The sequence below is a fragment of the Rhodococcus sp. Z6_132 genome (assembly GCF_058133635.1).
Window position 1 is genome coordinate 321,436 of sequence record NZ_JBYUNP010000001.1, and the last position, 15,985, is coordinate 337,420.

At 68.8% G+C, this 15,985-nt stretch carries 17 protein-coding genes and 1 tRNA gene; all 18 read right to left on the reverse strand.

The window, feature by feature from the left end; genetic code table 11:
* Nucleotides 1-42: 42 nt before the first annotated feature.
* Nucleotides 43-900, reverse strand: coding sequence for a hypothetical protein (locus AC3YO9_RS01405; protein WP_489981893.1), 858 nt, complete (start codon nucleotides 898-900; stop codon nucleotides 43-45).
* Nucleotides 901-1,001: 101 nt separating this feature from the next.
* On the reverse strand, nucleotides 1,002-2,267 hold the full coding sequence (locus AC3YO9_RS01410; protein ID WP_489981894.1) for an MCE family protein: 1,266 nt from the start codon (nucleotides 2,265-2,267) through the stop codon (nucleotides 1,002-1,004).
* Nucleotides 2,264-3,343 (reverse strand): MCE family protein, encoded by a 1,080-nt coding sequence (locus AC3YO9_RS01415; protein ID WP_127784001.1) that lies wholly within the window; start codon nucleotides 3,341-3,343, stop codon nucleotides 2,264-2,266. Before AC3YO9_RS01415 ends, AC3YO9_RS01410 begins: the two co-directional genes overlap by 4 nt.
* Nucleotides 3,343-4,527: an MCE family protein gene (locus AC3YO9_RS01420; RefSeq protein WP_127784002.1), complete on the reverse strand. Its 1,185-nt coding sequence runs from the start codon at nucleotides 4,525-4,527 to the stop codon at nucleotides 3,343-3,345. Before AC3YO9_RS01420 ends, AC3YO9_RS01415 begins: the two co-directional genes overlap by 1 nt.
* Nucleotide 4,528: 1 nt before the next feature.
* A complete protein-coding gene (locus AC3YO9_RS01425) occupies nucleotides 4,529-5,560 on the reverse strand; it encodes an MCE family protein (protein WP_489981895.1) in 1,032 nt (343 codons plus the stop codon).
* Nucleotides 5,560-6,624, reverse strand: coding sequence for an MCE family protein (locus AC3YO9_RS01430; protein WP_127784004.1), 1,065 nt, complete (start codon nucleotides 6,622-6,624; stop codon nucleotides 5,560-5,562). The genes AC3YO9_RS01425 and AC3YO9_RS01430 overlap by 1 nt, the downstream gene beginning before the upstream one ends.
* A complete protein-coding gene (locus tag AC3YO9_RS01435; protein WP_489981896.1) occupies nucleotides 6,621-7,928 on the reverse strand; it encodes an MCE family protein in 1,308 nt (435 codons plus the stop codon). The genes AC3YO9_RS01430 and AC3YO9_RS01435 overlap by 4 nt, the downstream gene beginning before the upstream one ends.
* Complete coding sequence (locus tag AC3YO9_RS01440; protein WP_241249931.1) at nucleotides 7,925-8,710, reverse strand: MlaE family ABC transporter permease; 786 nt, start codon at nucleotides 8,708-8,710, stop codon at nucleotides 7,925-7,927. The genes AC3YO9_RS01435 and AC3YO9_RS01440 overlap by 4 nt, the downstream gene beginning before the upstream one ends.
* A 68-nt stretch (nucleotides 8,711-8,778) precedes the next feature.
* Nucleotides 8,779-9,570 carry an MlaE family ABC transporter permease gene (locus AC3YO9_RS01445; RefSeq protein WP_127784007.1) on the reverse strand — a complete coding sequence of 264 codons (792 nt, stop codon included), beginning with the start codon at nucleotides 9,568-9,570 and terminating at the stop codon, nucleotides 8,779-8,781.
* Complete coding sequence (locus AC3YO9_RS01450) at nucleotides 9,567-10,841, reverse strand: ABC transporter ATP-binding protein (RefSeq protein WP_489981897.1); 1,275 nt, start codon at nucleotides 10,839-10,841, stop codon at nucleotides 9,567-9,569. The genes AC3YO9_RS01445 and AC3YO9_RS01450 overlap by 4 nt, the downstream gene beginning before the upstream one ends.
* A 241-nt stretch (nucleotides 10,842-11,082) precedes the next feature.
* Nucleotides 11,083-11,466: a 50S ribosomal protein L7/L12 gene (rplL, locus tag AC3YO9_RS01455; RefSeq protein ID WP_127784009.1), complete on the reverse strand. Its 384-nt coding sequence runs from the start codon at nucleotides 11,464-11,466 to the stop codon at nucleotides 11,083-11,085.
* 69 nt (nucleotides 11,467-11,535) lie between these two features.
* Nucleotides 11,536-12,081: a 50S ribosomal protein L10 gene (gene rplJ / locus AC3YO9_RS01460; RefSeq protein ID WP_127784010.1), complete on the reverse strand. Its 546-nt coding sequence runs from the start codon at nucleotides 12,079-12,081 to the stop codon at nucleotides 11,536-11,538.
* A 336-nt stretch (nucleotides 12,082-12,417) separates the two neighbouring features.
* Nucleotides 12,418-13,146, reverse strand: coding sequence for a 50S ribosomal protein L1 (gene rplA, locus AC3YO9_RS01465; RefSeq protein ID WP_127784011.1), 729 nt, complete (start codon nucleotides 13,144-13,146; stop codon nucleotides 12,418-12,420).
* An 83-nt stretch (nucleotides 13,147-13,229) separates the two neighbouring features.
* Nucleotides 13,230-13,664 (reverse strand): 50S ribosomal protein L11, encoded by a 435-nt coding sequence (gene rplK, locus AC3YO9_RS01470; protein WP_127784012.1) that lies wholly within the window; start codon nucleotides 13,662-13,664, stop codon nucleotides 13,230-13,232.
* A gap of 122 nt (nucleotides 13,665-13,786) precedes the next feature.
* Nucleotides 13,787-14,626, reverse strand: coding sequence for a transcription termination/antitermination protein NusG (gene nusG, locus AC3YO9_RS01475; protein WP_127784926.1), 840 nt, complete (start codon nucleotides 14,624-14,626; stop codon nucleotides 13,787-13,789).
* A gap of 139 nt (nucleotides 14,627-14,765) precedes the next feature.
* A complete protein-coding gene (gene secE / locus AC3YO9_RS01480) occupies nucleotides 14,766-15,254 on the reverse strand; it encodes a preprotein translocase subunit SecE (RefSeq protein ID WP_489981898.1) in 489 nt (162 codons plus the stop codon).
* 30 nt (nucleotides 15,255-15,284) lie between these two features.
* Nucleotides 15,285-15,357, reverse strand: a tRNA-Trp gene (locus tag AC3YO9_RS01485).
* Between the two features lie 200 nt (nucleotides 15,358-15,557).
* A complete protein-coding gene (locus AC3YO9_RS01490) occupies nucleotides 15,558-15,983 on the reverse strand; it encodes a MaoC/PaaZ C-terminal domain-containing protein (protein ID WP_127784013.1) in 426 nt (141 codons plus the stop codon).
* Nucleotides 15,984-15,985: the final 2 nt, after the last annotated feature.

The window sequence follows — 15,985 nt, forward strand, 5'->3', positions numbered from 1 at the left end:
TCCTCTCGCAGCTGCTCGGACGGTGGTGGCGGCGGGTGCCGGTCACTGTCCGGCCTGCGTCGGCTCGTTGGGCTGCAGGTTGGAGACCTTCCAGCCATCTGCGGTGCGGACCATGGCCAGAGTCAGCGCCAGACGCTGCTTCTGGCCCGTTCCGCCGGCCTGCTCCGAGCCACTGGGCGCGGCGGCCGGGCTGCTGGGCGCAGGTGCGGCGCTGGGATCGGTCGAGCCGCCGGGGGCCGGCGCTGGGCTCGGGGCGGGAGCTGGCGTGGCGCTGGTGAAGGTGGTGTCCACGAAGACCAGCGCGCTGGCCGTGCCGGCGCCGGAGTCGAGCTCGGTGAGCGCGGCGTTGGTGACCGTCGAGGTGACGGAGCCCTTGGTCTGCGCGATCCGCTGGGTGAGCTGCGCCTCCTGCTGGGCGTACTGCTCGGCCAGCTCCCCGGTGATGGCGTTGCGCCACGCCTGCAGGGTGCCCTGCGGGTCTCCGCCGTTCACCGTGGTCATGGTGGCCCCGACGCTGCGGGCGGCTTCCACGGCGGCGTCGCGGTCGGCGGTCACCGACGTGGGGCCGGACTCGCTGAAGCTGTCCACGGTGTACCAGATCGCTCCGCCCAGCAGGGCAGCCGCGACCACGACCGCGGCTGCTGCCGTGGCGACCTTGGTTCGTCCGGGCTGGCGATCCCCGGTGCCCTGGCCGTCGTCGCCTGCACCGTCCTCGGCCTCCGTGGCGGCGCCGGCGCTACGGGCGGCAACGCCGGTCCCGTCGCCGGACTTCTTGCTCAGGTCAGGAGCAGCTGGCTCCCCCTGTGCGGCTCCCGTGTCGTCGGTCGGGGCACCGCGGTCCTGGCGGCGGCCGTGGTTGCTGTCGTCGACGCCGTCAGCGTCCAGGCGTGATTCATCCATTGCCATACATAGTGCCGGACTTCTCCGACATGCTCCGTTCTTCGATCAGTGCGCTGCGGACAGCGCCAGGGTGAGCAGTCCTGCACCACCCCGAGAGGATCTCACGACCCGAAGATCAACCGGTTGAGCAGGCCGGAGAGCTGGTTCACCAGCACCCCGGAGTCCTGGCTCAGCGCGCCGCTGTTGTAGCCGGCACCACCGGACTGCACCGGCGGAAGCACCGGGCTGCCGGGCTGGGCGACCGCGTGCTGGGTGCCACGGACCGAGATGGGGCTGCCGTTGGGCTCTGCGCAGTAGGCGTTGGTGTTCAGCGGGGGCTTGTCGTAGTAGTCGTTGAACGCGGGGTTGGCCGCGCGCTGCCGCTCCAGCTCCTGGTAGGTGCCCTCGTAGCCGGCGGTGCACGGGAACGGGTCGTTGACGTTGAGCACCAGGCCGAAGTGGGCGAAGCCGTCGCCCGGTGCGCTGGTGAACCCGGCGGCCGCCACGGCGGGCAGCAGCTGGTTGAGCGCTCGGAGGCCACCGGTGCGGGCCGAGGTCACGGTGGTGACCGTGCCGAGGTTGGCCACCGTGTTGGCCAGTGACGCGGAGCTGCTGTCCAGCAGGGCCCCCACCTCGCTGCCCGCGGACTGCCCGGTGGTGATCAGCCGGCGCAGGTCGGGGTCGCTGGCCTGCAGCTGCTGGGTGACCAGCTGCAGGTCCCGGCTGAAGCCGATGATGGAGGAGCCCTCGGAGCGCTGGGTGTCCAGCACGGTCTGGGCGTCGCTGATCAGCCGCAGCGTCTGCGGCTGGTTGTCGATCGCGGTGGTGGTGAGCAGGTTGCCCTGGTCGAGCAGGCGCTGCAGCGACGGGCCGAGGCCGTTGAAGGCGGTGCCCAGCTCGGAGACGACCGTGCGCAGGGACTCCACCGGCACCGACCGCACCAGCTGGTCCACGCTGCTGAGCAGCTTCTCGGTGGTGACCGGGACCGCGGTGCGATCCATCGGGATCACTGAGCCCGAGCTGAGGAATGGTCCCTCGCTGGTGTTGGGCTGCAGGTCGACGTACTGCTCGCCGACCGCGGACCGGTTGGCCACCACGGCCTTGAGGTCGGTGGGAATGTCCGGGGTGTTGTCGTTGATCAGCAGCTCCACCGACACACCGCGGTCGGTGAGCGTGAGCGGCCCGACCGTCCCGATGGCCACGCCACGATAGGTGACCTCGGCGTTCTCAAAGATCCCGCCGGAGTTCTGCAGCTCCATCTGGACGGAGTAGCCCGAGGACCACAGGTACTTGTCCAGCCCCACGTAGCGCACCCCGGTGAAGGTGATGCCGAGGATGGTGATGACCAGGAAGGCGACGAGCTGCCACCTCACCAGCTTGCTTCTCATGGTGCCCCCTGGGCGACGGTGGCTTGGGGCAGGGGCAGCGCCGGCAGACCCAGCAGGGTCGGGTCGAGCACGCCGTTGCTGATGATCGTGCCGAGGTTGAGGTCCGCGGTGAGGTTGAGGTTGACGAAGTTGCCCGCGACCGTGTCGATCGCGGCGTCGGTGAACGGGAAGGTCAGCAGGATCTCCAGGGACTTGGCCAGGTTGTCCCCGGAGTCCGCCAGGGACCGCAGCGTCGGGGAGAGCGCGTTGAGGTCGGCCACCAGGCTGTCCCTGCTCCGGTTCACGACGTTGGTCGCCACCACGCCCAGCTGGTCCAGCTGACGCAGGAGCAGCGTCAGCTGCGGCCGCTGCTCGTCCAGCGTCTGCACTCCTGCGGGCAGCTGGTCCAGCGCGGTGGTCAGGTTGACCCGCTGGCTGTCCACCGTCTTGGAGAGGGTGTTCAGGCCGTCCAGCGCCCGGTTGATCTCCCCGCGCTGGGTGTTGAGGCCGCCGATGAGGATGTTGGTCTGCTCCAGCAGCGAGCGCACCTCCCCCTCGCGTCCGCTGAGGGCGGAGTTGAGCTCGCGCGTGATGGTCTGCAGCTGGGCGACGCCGCCGCCGTTGAGCAGCAGGGACAGGGCGCCGAACACCTCCTCCAGTTCAGTTCCACGCGTGGTGCTCGCGAGCGGGATGGTGGCACCGTTGCCGAGCTTGCCCGTGGCCTGCTCGCCCTGCGGGGGCGAGAGGGTCACGTACTTCTCCCCCAGCAGGCTGGTCTGGTCGATCGAGCCGATGGCGTTGGCCGGCAGGTCGACGTCTCCGTTGAGCTTGAGCTTGACCTGGGCCGTCACCCCGTCCGGGGCCAGGTCGATGCTGTCCACGCGGCCCACGTTGACGTCGTTGACCTTGACGTTGGACTGCGGCACCAGGTCGAGGACGTCGGTGAAGTCGACCGTCACCTCGTAGGGGTTGGCGCCGAGGTCCGCGCCACCGGGCAGGGGCACCCCGTACAGGCCGCTGAACCCACAGCCGGTGCTGAGCAGCACCGCCGAGACCGCGGCTGCGGCGCTGGTGCGTGCCTTCGTGCTGATGCGCATCACTGCCCTCCCACGAGCGGTAGCGCCGGCGCGGCGGGCGGCCCTGCGGCTCCGTCGACCTCCAGGAAGTGCGGCGTCGGAATGACCAGCTTCCCGCCCTGCCCGTCGGCGATCGTCTTGCAGTAGTCGGTGATGGGCCCGACGTTGCCCCCCAGCGAGTCGTAGATCGCGTTGCCGGGGGCGAGCCGGCCCGGCTGGATCAGGTTGCAGATCAGCAGGCCGGGGTTGGACAGCTCGTTGAAGTTCAGCCGGGTGTCCAGCGTGCCCGATCCCGCGTTGTAGGCACTGATCAGGTTGGTGGCGGCGATCGGCGCGGTGTCGAGCACCTCCGCCAGCGCTCCCCGCTGCTTGGCCAGCACCCCGGTGATCGCCGACAGCCCGTCGAGGTTGCTGCTCAACGACTGCCGGTTGTCCCGCACGAAGGTGGCCACATCGCCCAGTGCCAGCGACAGCTGCTGCAGCGCCAGGCCCAGGTCGGTGCGCTCGTTGGCGAGGAAGCCGGAGAAGGAGGCCAGCTGCTGGGCGAACTGCTGCACCTGGGCGTCGTTGGCGGCCAGCGTGGTCACGAACGTCTGCAGGTTGGTGACCGTGGAGAACAGATCACCACGGGAGTTGGCCAGCGTGCTCACCGCCTGGGAGAGCTGGTCGAACGTCGCACCCAGCGCCTCACCGTTGCCCTCCAGGTTCGCCGCACCGGTGTTGAGCAGGTTGGTGAGGGCGCCGTCGGCGTTGGCCCCGTTGGGCCCGAGCGCAGTGGCCGTCTTCTCCAGGCTTGCCGACAGCTCGTCCAGCTCCACCGGAGTGGCCGTGCGGTCCCGGGGGATGACGTCGTTGTCGGCCAGCTTGGGCCCGCTGGTGTAGGTGGGCAGCATCTGGATGTATCGGTCGGCGACGACCGTCGGCGCCACGGCAGCCGCCCTGGCGTTGGCGGGCAGTGGCACGTCCGGGTCGAGGCTGAGCACGACCTTCACCTGGTCGCCCTCCGGCTCGACCGAGTCCACCTTGCCCATCTTCACGCCGAGCACCCGCACCTCGCTGCCCGGGTAGATGCCCACCGTGGTGCCGAAGTAGGCAGTCACCTTGGTGGAGGCCGGACGCAGGAACGCCCACCAGACAGCGGTGGCGACCACCAGCACGACGACGAGACCCAGCACGACGGGCCGGACTAGTCCACGACCACGCACGTCAGTTACCCCCTGACTCGGTGGAAGGAATGGTGCCGGTGTTGACCGAGGGCGGAGCGCTCTGTCCGCCGGCGAGCTGAGTGATCTCCGGCAGCAGCAGGTTCGGCACGATCGAGTCGAACCAGCGGCCGTTGCCGAGGGCGTTGCCGAACAGCCGGTAGTACGGAGCGAGCAGCGCGAGGCCAGTGTCGAGGTTGCCGAGGTTGGCGGTGAGGATGTTGACCACCCCCTGCAGCTGGCCGAGCACCGGCCCGAGCTGCGCCCGGTTGTCGTTGACCAGGCCGACCAGCTGCTGCGACAGCGACTGGGTGTTGGTCAGCAGGGCCGAGATGGCGTCCCGACGCTCGTTCAGCGCGGCCAGCAGCGTGCTGCCGTCGTTGAGCAGGGCGGCGAACTGGGCGTTGCGGTCGGCCAGGATCTGGCTGGTCTGCTTGGTGGCACCCAGCAGGGTGGTCAGCTCATTGTCCCGGCTGGACACCGTCTGGGACAGCCGGGTGACTCCGTCCAGGGCCGAGCGGATGTTCTCCGGGGTGCCCTCGAACGCCTGGGTGAGCGCCTGGAAGCTCTGCGCCAGCTGGTTGGTGTCGATGTCGCCCAGGGTGTTGCCCAGGCCGGAGAACGCCTCGACCACGTCGTAGGGCGCGACCGTGCGGTCCCGGGGGATGGACGCGTTGGGGTCCGCGTTCTCAGCGCCCAACGGGTCCAGCGCCAGGTACTTCTGGCCCAGGATGGTCTTGATCTTGATGGCCGCGGTGGTCTCGTTGCCCAGCCAGGCGTCCTTGACCTGGAAGCTGACCACCACGTGGTCACCGTCGAGCTTGATGTCCTTGACCGAGCCCGACCGCACACCGGCCACCCGCACCTCGTCACCGGTCTTCAGACCCGCTGCCTCGCTGAAGTCTGCGGTGTAGACGGTGCCGCCACCCACGATGGGGAGGTTGTCGCGGAAGATCACCGCAGCCAGGATCAGGGCCATCACCACCAGGGCGATGACCCCGCTCACCGCGGGGTTGCGCTTGCGTTGTCCAGCCATCACTGCCCCTGCTTGTAGCACCGCGGAGCGGTGTTCGTGTAGATCGGCAGCTGCGTGCTCGCGATGCCCGTGGGCAGGGCCAGCGGCGGGACGCTGCCGCCCAGACCGAAGGAGATGTCGGCGCTGCACAGGTACTGGTTGAACCAGGACCCGTAGCTGGCGGTGCGGTTCACGCCGTCGAGCTTGGTCGGCAGGTTGACCAGGAAGGTGTTCACCCGGGCCTCGTTGCGGTTGAGGTTGGCCGAGACGTCGCCGAGGGCGGCGATGCTGCTCTGCAGCGGCGACCGTGCCGGCCTGAGCAGCGCGGTGGTGGCGTCAGCCAGCTGGGACAGCGAGGAGATCGAGGACGTGATGGCCTCGCGGTCCTGGGAGAGCCCGGAGACCAGCTGCTGCAGCGAGACCACCAGCGAGCTCACCTTGTCCGAGCGCTGGTTGACCGTGTCCAGCACGGTGTTCAGGTTGCCGATCAGCTCGCCGATGACGCGGTCCTTGTCGGCGATGCTGTTGGTGAGCGTGGCGGTGTTGGCCACCAGGCTGTTCACCGTGCCGCCCTCCCCCTGCAGGACCTGGATGATCTCGTAGGAGAGCTGGTTGACCTGGGCCGGCTCGAGGGCCTGGAACAGCGGCTTGAAGCCGCCGAACAGCACCGTGAGGTCCACCGCGGGCTCGGTCTGCTCGACCGGGATCACTCCGCCGTCGGCCATGCTGCCGCTGCTGGCACTGTCGCCCTGGCCCACAGCGATGTAGCGCTGGCCGACGATGTTGCGGTAGCGCAAGGTGGCCGTGGCATCCGCGGGGATCGTGCGGTTCTTCTCCAGGTCCATGTTGACCTCGGCGAGCCGCTTGTCCTTGATCTTGATCTTGCTGACGCGACCGACCTTCACGCCGGAGATGCGCACGTCGTCACCGACGTTGAGCCCGGTCACGTCGGTGAAGACGGCCTTGACCGCCGGCCCGCCGCCGGAGCCGCTGTTGGAGATGGTGGCAGCGAGCAGACCAGTGGCCAGCAAGGTGATCAGGATGAACGCCCCCAGCTTGAGCAGGGGTGGCACGAGACTCTTCACTTGATCGTCACCTCGTTGCCCCGCAGCGCCGGTGCACCGACGAGCGCGCTCCACCCGGGCACCTCGGCGGGATCCGTTCCGTTGGCCTGGGCGAAGATCGTGGCGAGCAGCTCCTGCTCCGACACCGAGCCGGCCACACCCAGCCCGGCGCTGTCCGTCGGCAGCGACGACGCCTGGAAGTCGGCGTTGCTGGACGGTGGCTTGTAGGCGCCGTCCTGGACCGGCCCGCCGGGGTACTGCGGGAAGTTGCCCACGGCCGGATCCACGATCGGGTAGCAGGCCGGGCCGCGGTCGTCGGTGATGTTGGGCTCGTCTCGTCCGGGCACGTACTTGCCTCGGCTCTTGGTGATCTCCAGCTTCAGGTTCAGCCCCGGCCGGGCACTCCCCTTGCCCAGGGTGCCGTCGATGTTGGGCACCAGCCGGGCGAACTGGTCGAACACGCAGGGGTACTGGGGCGAGAAGCGCGCCAGCAGCTCCAGGGTCTCCACGGAGTCGTTGCTCAGCCGGATGATGTTCGCGCCGTTGGCGTTGAGGAAGCCGGTGAGGTTGGCCGAGGTGGCCGTGACCGTGGAGTACAGCAGGTCGAGGTTGTTGCGCTGGTCCACCACCGTGTTGGTGGTGGTGGTCAGGTTGGCCAGCGCCTGCAGCAGGTCCGGCGCCGCAGCGGTGTAGGTGTCGGCGAAGTCGGCGAGGCCGCTGATGTCGGCCTGCAGGGCCGGCAGCTCCCGGTTGAGCGAGGTGACCAGGGTGTTCAGCTGCGACAGGTTCTGGCCGAGCTGCTGGCCACGACCGTCGAGCGCCTGGGCCACTGCGCCCAGCGTGGAGTTGAGCTCAGCCGGCGGCACGGCCCGCAGCACGGGGAGCAGGCCGTCCAGCACGCGCTGGATCTCCACGGTCTCCTGGGTGGTGTCCTGGCGGATGACGTCGCCACCGCTGATCGGCTCGGCCTGGGCGGCGGGCATCACCAGGGACACGTACTTGTCCCCGAACAGCGTCTTGGGCAGGAAGCGCGCCGTGACGTTGTTGGGGATGAGCTCAGCCTTGTCCGGCTGCAGCGCCAGGGTCAGCTCGGCGCGGCCGTCAGCGGTGGTGATCTCCCGGACCTCGCCCACGATCAGCCCGTTGAGCTTGACGTCGGCCTCGGGCAGCAACTGGTTGCCCACGCTGTCGGCGGTCATGGTCACGCGCACCACGGAGACGAACTTCTTCTGGTAGATGAGCACCGTGAGCACCAGCCCCCCCACGATGAGCAGCACGAACAGCAGGCCCAGCAGCTGACGTCCCCAGGACGTACCGGTCCTCATCCCGCGATCCTCACCGACGTGGTGGTGCCCCAAATGGCCAGGCTCAGGAAGAAGTCCAGGACCGAGATGGCCACGATCGCCGTGCGCACCGCCCGGCCCACGGCCACACCCACACCGGCGGGACCGCCGCTGGCGTTGTAGCCGTAGTAGCAGTGCACCAGGATGATGACGACCGCGAAGACCAGCACTTTTCCGAACGACCAGAGCACGTCTATCGGTGGCAGGAACAAGTTGAAGTAGTGGTCGTAGCTACCTGTCGACTGTCCGTAGAACAACGTCGTGACCGTCCGGGACGCCAGGTAGGACATCAGCAGGCCGATGACGTAGAGCGGCACGACCGCCACGAACCCGGCGATGATCCGGCTGGTGACCAGGAACGGCAGGCTGGGCACGGCCATGACCTCGAGGGCGTCGATCTCCTCGGAGATCTTCATGGCGCCCAGCTGCGCGGTGAAGCCGCAGCCGACCGTGGCCGACAGCGCGAGACCAGCCACCAGCGGGGCGATCTCCCGGGTGTTGAAGTAGGCGGAGATGAAGCCGGTGAAGACCGCGCTGCCGATCTGGTTGAGCGCGGCGAAGCCCTGCAGACCGACCACCGTCCCGGTGAACACCGACAGCGCGGCGATCACGCCCACCGTGCCGCCGATCACCGCGAGCGCGCCGCTGCCGAAGCTGACCTCGGCCAGCAGGCGCAGCACCTCCTTGGAGTACTTGCGCAGCGTCTGCGGGATCCACAGGAGCGCACGCACGTAGAAGGAGAACTGGTCGCCCAGGTCCTCCAGCGCGCCCCGCGGTCGATCGACCGCCCGCTTGACGCGGTAGGTGAAGTTGGTTGGTGCGGTCACGGTGCCTAGGACCCCTTTGCCGGAACTACCTGCAGGTAGATCGTCGTCAGCACGAAGTTGACGAAGAACAACAGCAGGAAGGTGATGACGACCGACTGGTTGACCGCGTCGCCGACGCCCTTGGGCCCGCCGGAGGGGCTGAGCCCCTTGTAGGCCGCGATGACGGCGGCGATCAGTCCGAACAGCAGCGCCTTGATCTCACTGATGTAGAGGTCGGGCAGCTGCGCCAGCGCTGAGAAGGACGAGAGGTACGCCCCCGGCGTGCCGCCTTGCATGACGACGTTGAAGAAGTAGCCGCCGACGACGCCGACCACGCTGACCATGCCGTTGAGCAGCACCGCGACCAGCATCGCAGCGAGCACGCGAGGAACCACCAACCGGGCGATCGGATCGACTCCGAGCACCTTCATCGCGTCGATCTCCTCGCGGATGGTCCGTGAGCCGAGGTCGGCGCAGATCGCCGATCCGCCGGCACCGGCCACCAGCAGCGCAGTGACGATCGGACTCGCCTGCTGGATGATCGCCAGCACGCTGGCGGCGCCGGTGAACGACTGCGCGCCGAGCTGGCGGGTCAGCGAGCCGAGCTGCAGCGCGATGACCGCGCCGAACGGAATCGCCACCAGCGCGGTGGGCAAGATGGTGACGCTGGCGATGAACCACGACTGCTGGATGAACTCGCGGAACTGGAACGGCCGCCGGAAGAGCCCGCGCGCGATGGCTGCGGTGAGCTCGGCGACCTGCCCGATCTGCCGCAGCGCGTTGGTCCCCGGCAGTGGCTTGGAGGTCTGCGACGTCACTCGTCATCCCGCTGGTACGAGCGGCGGGCGGACCCGTCGGAGGCGCCCCCGGTCGCGGCGGGAAGACGGACGGTGGAGTCCGGGTCGGCAGAGCCGGCGCTGTGCCGGCCGCCGTTGCGCTCGTCCGCACTCTCCGCGCCATCACCCTGGTAGTCCTGGCTGTAGCCCTGCTCCTGCGGGTACTGGTCCTGGTTGTAGCCCTGGTCCTGGCTGTACCCCTGGTTCTGGGAGTACTGGTCCTGGGAGTAGCCCTGGCCGTTGCCGGCCTGGCGGCGCTCGTACACCGCACGGTCCTCGTCGGAGAACGAGTCCAGGATCCCGCGCTGGGCCTGCTCGGGCAGGGTGTGCAGCATCCCCATCACGCGCTCGCGGCGGCGGTGCACCGCCTGCCGGTCCGGGCTGCCGGGAGTGGCCTCGATCTGCGGGACGATGCCGCGCACGTCCTCGCCCGAGCCGTCGTGGTGACCGGCGTCGGCCATGGCCTGCTCCTCGGCCATCTGCGACTCGTCCTTCTCCTCGCTCATGCCGATGGGGCCGATGCGGCGACCGTTGAGGAACTGCTCGACGACCGGCTCCTCGCTGGTCAGCAGCACCTCGCGCGGACCGAACATGACCAGGTGGCGGCGGAAGAGCATCCCGAGGTTGTCCGGGACGGTGCGGGCCACGTTGATGTTGTGCGTGACGATGAGGATGGTGGCGTCGATCTGGGCGTTGATGTCGATCAGGGTCTGGCTCAGGTAGGCGGTGCGCACCGGGTCGAGACCGGAGTCGGGCTCGTCGCAGAGGATGATCTCGGGGTCCAGCACGAGGGCGCGGGCCAGGCCGGCGCGCTTCTTCATGCCGCCGGAGATCTCGCCGGGCAGCTTCTCCTCGGCGCCACTGAGGCCGACCAGCTCGAGCTTCTCCATCACGACGTTGCGGATGTCGGACTCGTTCTTCTTGGTGTGCTCGCGCAGCGGGAACGCCACGTTGTCGAAGATCGTCATCGACCCGAACAGCGCACCGTCCTGGAAGAGCACCCCGAACATCTTGCGGATGTCGTAGAGCTCCTTCTCCTTGCACTGCAGGATGTCGGTGCCGTCGATGACGATGCTGCCCGTCTCCGGGCGCAGCAGACCAATGATCGACTTGAGGAACACGGACTTGCCGGTACCCGAGGGTCCCAGCAGCGCACTCACCTCGCCCGCAGGCAGCGTGAGCGTGACGTCCTGCCAGATCTTCTGACTGCCGAAGGACTTCGTCAGTCCCTCGACGGACACCTCGACGCCCATCGCACCTCCAAGGTCAACCCCCGCGGGGCACCACTGATCCCGGGGCAAGTTGCCCGAGTCACCAAGCCCAACGACGGGACGGCACAGTAGTTACTGACGGGTTCACAAGTGGTTCCTCGTTGCCCGCTGACAGAAGCGGCGAGAGCGGCCTCCACAGGTGGAGGCCGCTCTCGCCGGCAGGTCGGGCTCTCGCCCGGGTGCCCCTCTCCGCGTCAGCAGGACGCGGGCGAGGGGCGGAGAATCACTTGACGGAGACGGATGCGCCCGCGCCCTCGAGCTTCTCCTTGGCCGCCTCGGCGGCCTCCTTGCTGACCTTCTCCAGGATGGCCTTGGGGGCGCTCTCCACGAGGTCCTTGGCCTCCTTCAGGCCCAGGCCGGAGACGACCTCACGGACGACCTTGATGACCTGGATCTTCTTCTCGCCAGCGCCCTCGAGGACGACGTCGAACTCGTCCTGCTCCTCAGCGGCCTCGACGGGGGCAGCGCCACCGGCGGCGGCCACGGCCACGGGGGCAGCGGCGGTGACCTCGAAGGTCTCCTCGAACTTCTTCACGAAGTCGGAGAGCTCCAGGAGGGTCATTTCCTTGAAAACGTCGAGCAGCTCGTCGTTGCTGAGCTTCGCCATGGTGGCGGTCCTTCCTAGTCAGTTCTGCTGGGGATCGTGCGGTGTGTGCGGAGCGGGTGGTGCGAGCCGTCAGGCGTCGGCCGGTGCGTCGGCACCGGTCTCGGCGGACTTCTTGTCCTGCAGGGCGGCAGCCAGGCGGGCCATCTGCGAGACCGGGGCGTTGAACACGCTCGCGGCCTTGCTCATGTTGCCCTTCATCGCGCCGGCCAGCTTGGCCAGCAGCACCTCGCGGGACTCCAGGTCCGCGATGCGGTCGACCTCGTCGGTCGACAGCGCGCGGCCGTCCATGTAGCCGCCCTTGATGACCAGCGCCTTGTTCTCCTTGGCGAAGGTCTTCAGTGCCTTGGCTGCGTCAACCGGCTCGCCGGTGACGAACGCGATGGCGGTCGGGCCGACGAACAGGTCGTCGAGACCCTCGACACCAGCCTCGGCGGCTGCACGACGAACCAGGGTGTTCTTGGCGACGGAGTAGGTGGAGCCCTCGCCCAGCGCCTGCCGCAGCTTGGTGAGCTGGCCGACCGACAGACCGCGGTACTCGGTGATCACGGCAGCGCTGCTGCCGCGGAAGCTCTCGGCGATCTCCGCGACCGCGGTGACCTTCTCGGACTTTGCCATGCCTTGCCTCCTCTCTGTGGATCTCAGGTCCGCAGGTCGCCGGGAAACCGGCGCAGACATGACAAACGCCCCGGGCGCAGGGCGCACGGGGCGTAACTCGACAGCCGAAGCTATCGCACCTCGTCCTCCTGCGCGGGCCGTCCGGTGCACTCCGGAACCTTCGCCGCACTCCTGGTGAGCGCGGTGACCTGCGGTCTTCGGTGGAACTGGGTGAATCCTACCTGACGTTTCCGGGGCGAACGACCACCCCCGCGCACACCTGCCCGAGACGCACAGGAGGGGCAGGCCGTCGGCCTGCCCCTCCTGGTGCTGCTGTGCGCTCCCGCGCCGCCTGAATCAGGCGGTGGCGGTCGCCGCGGTGTCGTCGGCGAGGAGGTTGCGCGTCAGCGCCGGGTCCACCGGGATGCCCGGTCCGGTGGTCGTGCTGACGGTGACCTTCTTGAGGTAGCGACCCTTGGCCGCGGCCGGCTTGGCCCGCAGGATCTCGTCGAGGGCCGCGGCGTAGTTCTCCACCAGCTGCTCGACCGGGAAGGACGCCTTGCCGATGACCAGGTGCAGGTTGGCCTGCTTGTCGACGCGGAAGTTGACCTTGCCGCCCTTGATGTCGGCGACTGCCTTGGTGACGTCGTTGGTCACGGTGCCGGTCTTCGGGTTGGGCATGAGCCCACGCGGACCGAGCACGCGGGCGATGCGCCCAACCTTGGCCATCTGGTCGGGAGTGGCGATGGCGGCGTCGAAGTCCAGCCACCCGCCCTGGATCCGCTCGATGAGGTCCTCGGCGCCCACGGCGTCGGCACCGGCGGCCTCAGCCTCGGCAGCCTTCTCGCCGGCGGCGAACACGATGACGCGGGCGGTCTTGCCGGTGCCGTGCGGCAGGTTGACCGTGCCACGCACCATCTGGTCGGCCTTGCGGGGGTCGATGCCCAGTCGCAGGGCCACCTCGACGGTGGCGTCCATCTTCTTGCTGGAGGTCTCCTTGGCAAGCCCTGCAGCCTGGAGCGGCGTGTAGAGGTTGTCGGCGTCGACCTTCTCGGCGGCCTGGAGGTAGGCCTTGCTGCGCTTCATGGTGCTGTCCTTCTTCTGTGGTCAGTGGTGGTTGCGGGCCGGCGCTGGCCCTCCCACCCGTTCGGGGAGCCGGAGTGGCTCGCTCAGCCCTCGACGGTGATGCCCATCGACCGGGCGGTGCCGGCGATGATCTTGGTGGCGGCATCGAGGTCGCCGGCGTTGAGGTCTTCCATCTTCGTCTGGGCGATCTCCTGGACCTGCGCCATGGTGACCTTGGCGACCTTGGTCTTGTGCGGCTCGCCCGAGCCCTTGGGCACACCGGCCGCCTTGAGCAGCAGTCGGGCCGCCGGCGGGGTCTTCAGCTTGAAGCTGAAGGAGCGGTCCTCGTAGACGGAGATCTCCACGGGCACCACGTTGCCGCGCTGGGCCTCCGTGGCGGCGTTGTACGCCTTGCAGAACTCCATGATGTTGACGCCGTGCTGGCCCAGCGCGGGGCCGACCGGCGGAGCGGGAGTGGCAGCGCCGGCCTGGATCTGGAGCTTGATGAGCCCGGCGAGCTTCTTCTTCTTGGGGGGCATCCTGTACTTCCTGCGTTGCGGGGCAGCCGGGTTCGCCGGTCGCCACTGGTGTGGACTTGGTGATGTGGTGGCGCAGCCGAGCAGTCGCGCTGCGCGCACCCCTCTCCGAGACTAGTCCCGGATCAGATCTTGGAAACCTGGGTGAACGACAGCTCGACCGGGGTCTCGCGCCCGAAGATCGAGACCAGCACCTTCAGCTTCTGCTGCTCGGCGTTGACCTCGCTGATCGTGGCAGGCAGCGTCGCGAACGGGCCGTCCATCACGGTGACGGACTCGCCGATCTCGAAGTCCACCTCGATCGCCGGCTTGGTCGCCTCGTCCGCCCCACCGGTCTTGCCGGTCTCCGCGGTCTTCTTGCGGTCCTGGGCGGGCAGGAGGAACTTGATGACCTCGTTGATGGTCAGCGGGGACGGCCGCGAGGTCGCCCCGACGAAGCCGGTGACGCCCGGGGTGTTGCGCACCGCGCCCCACGACTCGTCGTTGAGCTCCATCCGAACCAAGATGTAGCCGGGCAGCACCTTGCGGCTGACCTGCTTGCGCTGGCCGTTCTTGATCTCGGTGACCTCTTCGGTGGGCACCTCGACCTGGAAGATGTAGTCCTCCACGTCCAGGGTCTGCACCCGGGTCTCGAGGTTGGTCTTCACCTTGTTCTCGTAGCCGGCGTAGGAGTGCACGACGTACCAGTCGCCGGGAGCGCGGCGCAGGGCGGCGCGCATCTCCTCGACCGGGTCGACCTCTTCCTCGACGACGTCGGCGACGGCAGCGTCCTCCTCGGGCGCGCCAGCAGCGGCGTCGCCCTCGGCGACAGCGAGGTCGGTGTCCTGCACGGGGGCCTCGTCGGTCGCCTCGGGCTGCGCCGTGGCCTCGGCCACGAGCGCGTCGGCAGCCGCTACCGACTCCGGAGCCTCGGACTCCGAGGTCTCGACAGAGTCGGGCAAGCCGGCCTCGGGCTGGTCAGCCATGTTCTGGCCGCCCTCGGGGGTGCTCACGTGTGGACTCGCTTCCTCTCGTCATGTGCAGTACTTCCGGCTGGCGCCTGTCTCCAGGATCCACCGTCAGTCCCCGCCGCTACGGCCAGGTCGGCCGAGGTGGCGTGGTCGATCAGCCGAACACCGTCAGCACGGCCTTGGCGAACGCCAGGTCCAGCAGGTAGGTGAGGGCCACCATGAAGGCGACGAACACCAGGACGACGGTCGTGTAGGTGATGAGCTGGTTGCGGGTCGGCCAGATCACCTTGCGGAGCTCCGCCACGACCTCGCGGAGGTAGCGGATCACCCGAGTGGCGGGGTTGCCGCTGCTCGTCTTCGTCTGCTTGCTCGCCGCCGGGGTGGGTCGACCCTTGGTGCCGGCCCGCTCAGCGTCGGGCTTGCGGGCCCCAGCGGTGGCGGGCTTGCGGGTGGACCGGGCTGCCGGGCTGCGACGCTTGCCTGCCGGCCGTGCGGCCGCCGTGCTCACGTCGTCGGAGTCGTCCTCCGAGCTCAGCCCGGCCGCAGCGTCGGGATCGGTGTGCGAGTCACCTGCTGCGGCGGTGTCACCTGTCTCCGAGCCTTCTACCGGCTCGGGTGTGACGTCGTCGCGATCGTCGCTCACCGTCGTCCTCCAGTCGCTGCAATTCAGGCGCAGGGGCGACAGGACTTGAACCTGCAACCTGCGGTTTTGGAGACCGCTGCTCTGCCAGTTGAGCTACGCCCCTACGACCAACGCTCTGCGCCGGTCGCGCCGAAGCGTCCATGCCCTGACCCGAGGCTCGCAGCATCCACGAGGTGGACACCTGAGATTCGGGCAGCACACGAACGCCCCAGAAACGTCAGTGTACGACACCACGGTGCTTGGATTCCAACTCGCACCCACTGCCTCGGGCGCGGACACCGGGCTGAGCGGCGAAACGGCTGGTCAGGCCAGGCGCAGCAGCGCGATGGAGCGGCCGAACACCCGCTGGCCCTGCACGGCGACCGAGACTGCGACGGTGGCGGTGCGGGCATCGGGGTCCAGCTTCTTGACCACACCGGAGATCTGGACGACCACGGCCTCGTCGGCAGGGACCACGACCGGGCGGGTGAAGGTGACGGAGTAGTCGAGCACGGAGCCGGGGTCACCCGTCCAGGCAGTGAGCACCCGGGCGCCCAGCGCCATGGTGAGCATGCCGTGGGCGATCACGTCAGGAAGGCCGACGGCCGTGGCGACGGCGGGGTTCCAGTGGATCGGGTTGAAGTCGCCGGAGGCCCCGGCGTAGCGCACCAGGTCGGCGCGGGTGAGCGGCACCTGCAGCGTCGGCAGCTCGTCGCCGACGGAGACCTGGTCGAAGGTGCGCACGGGCACGG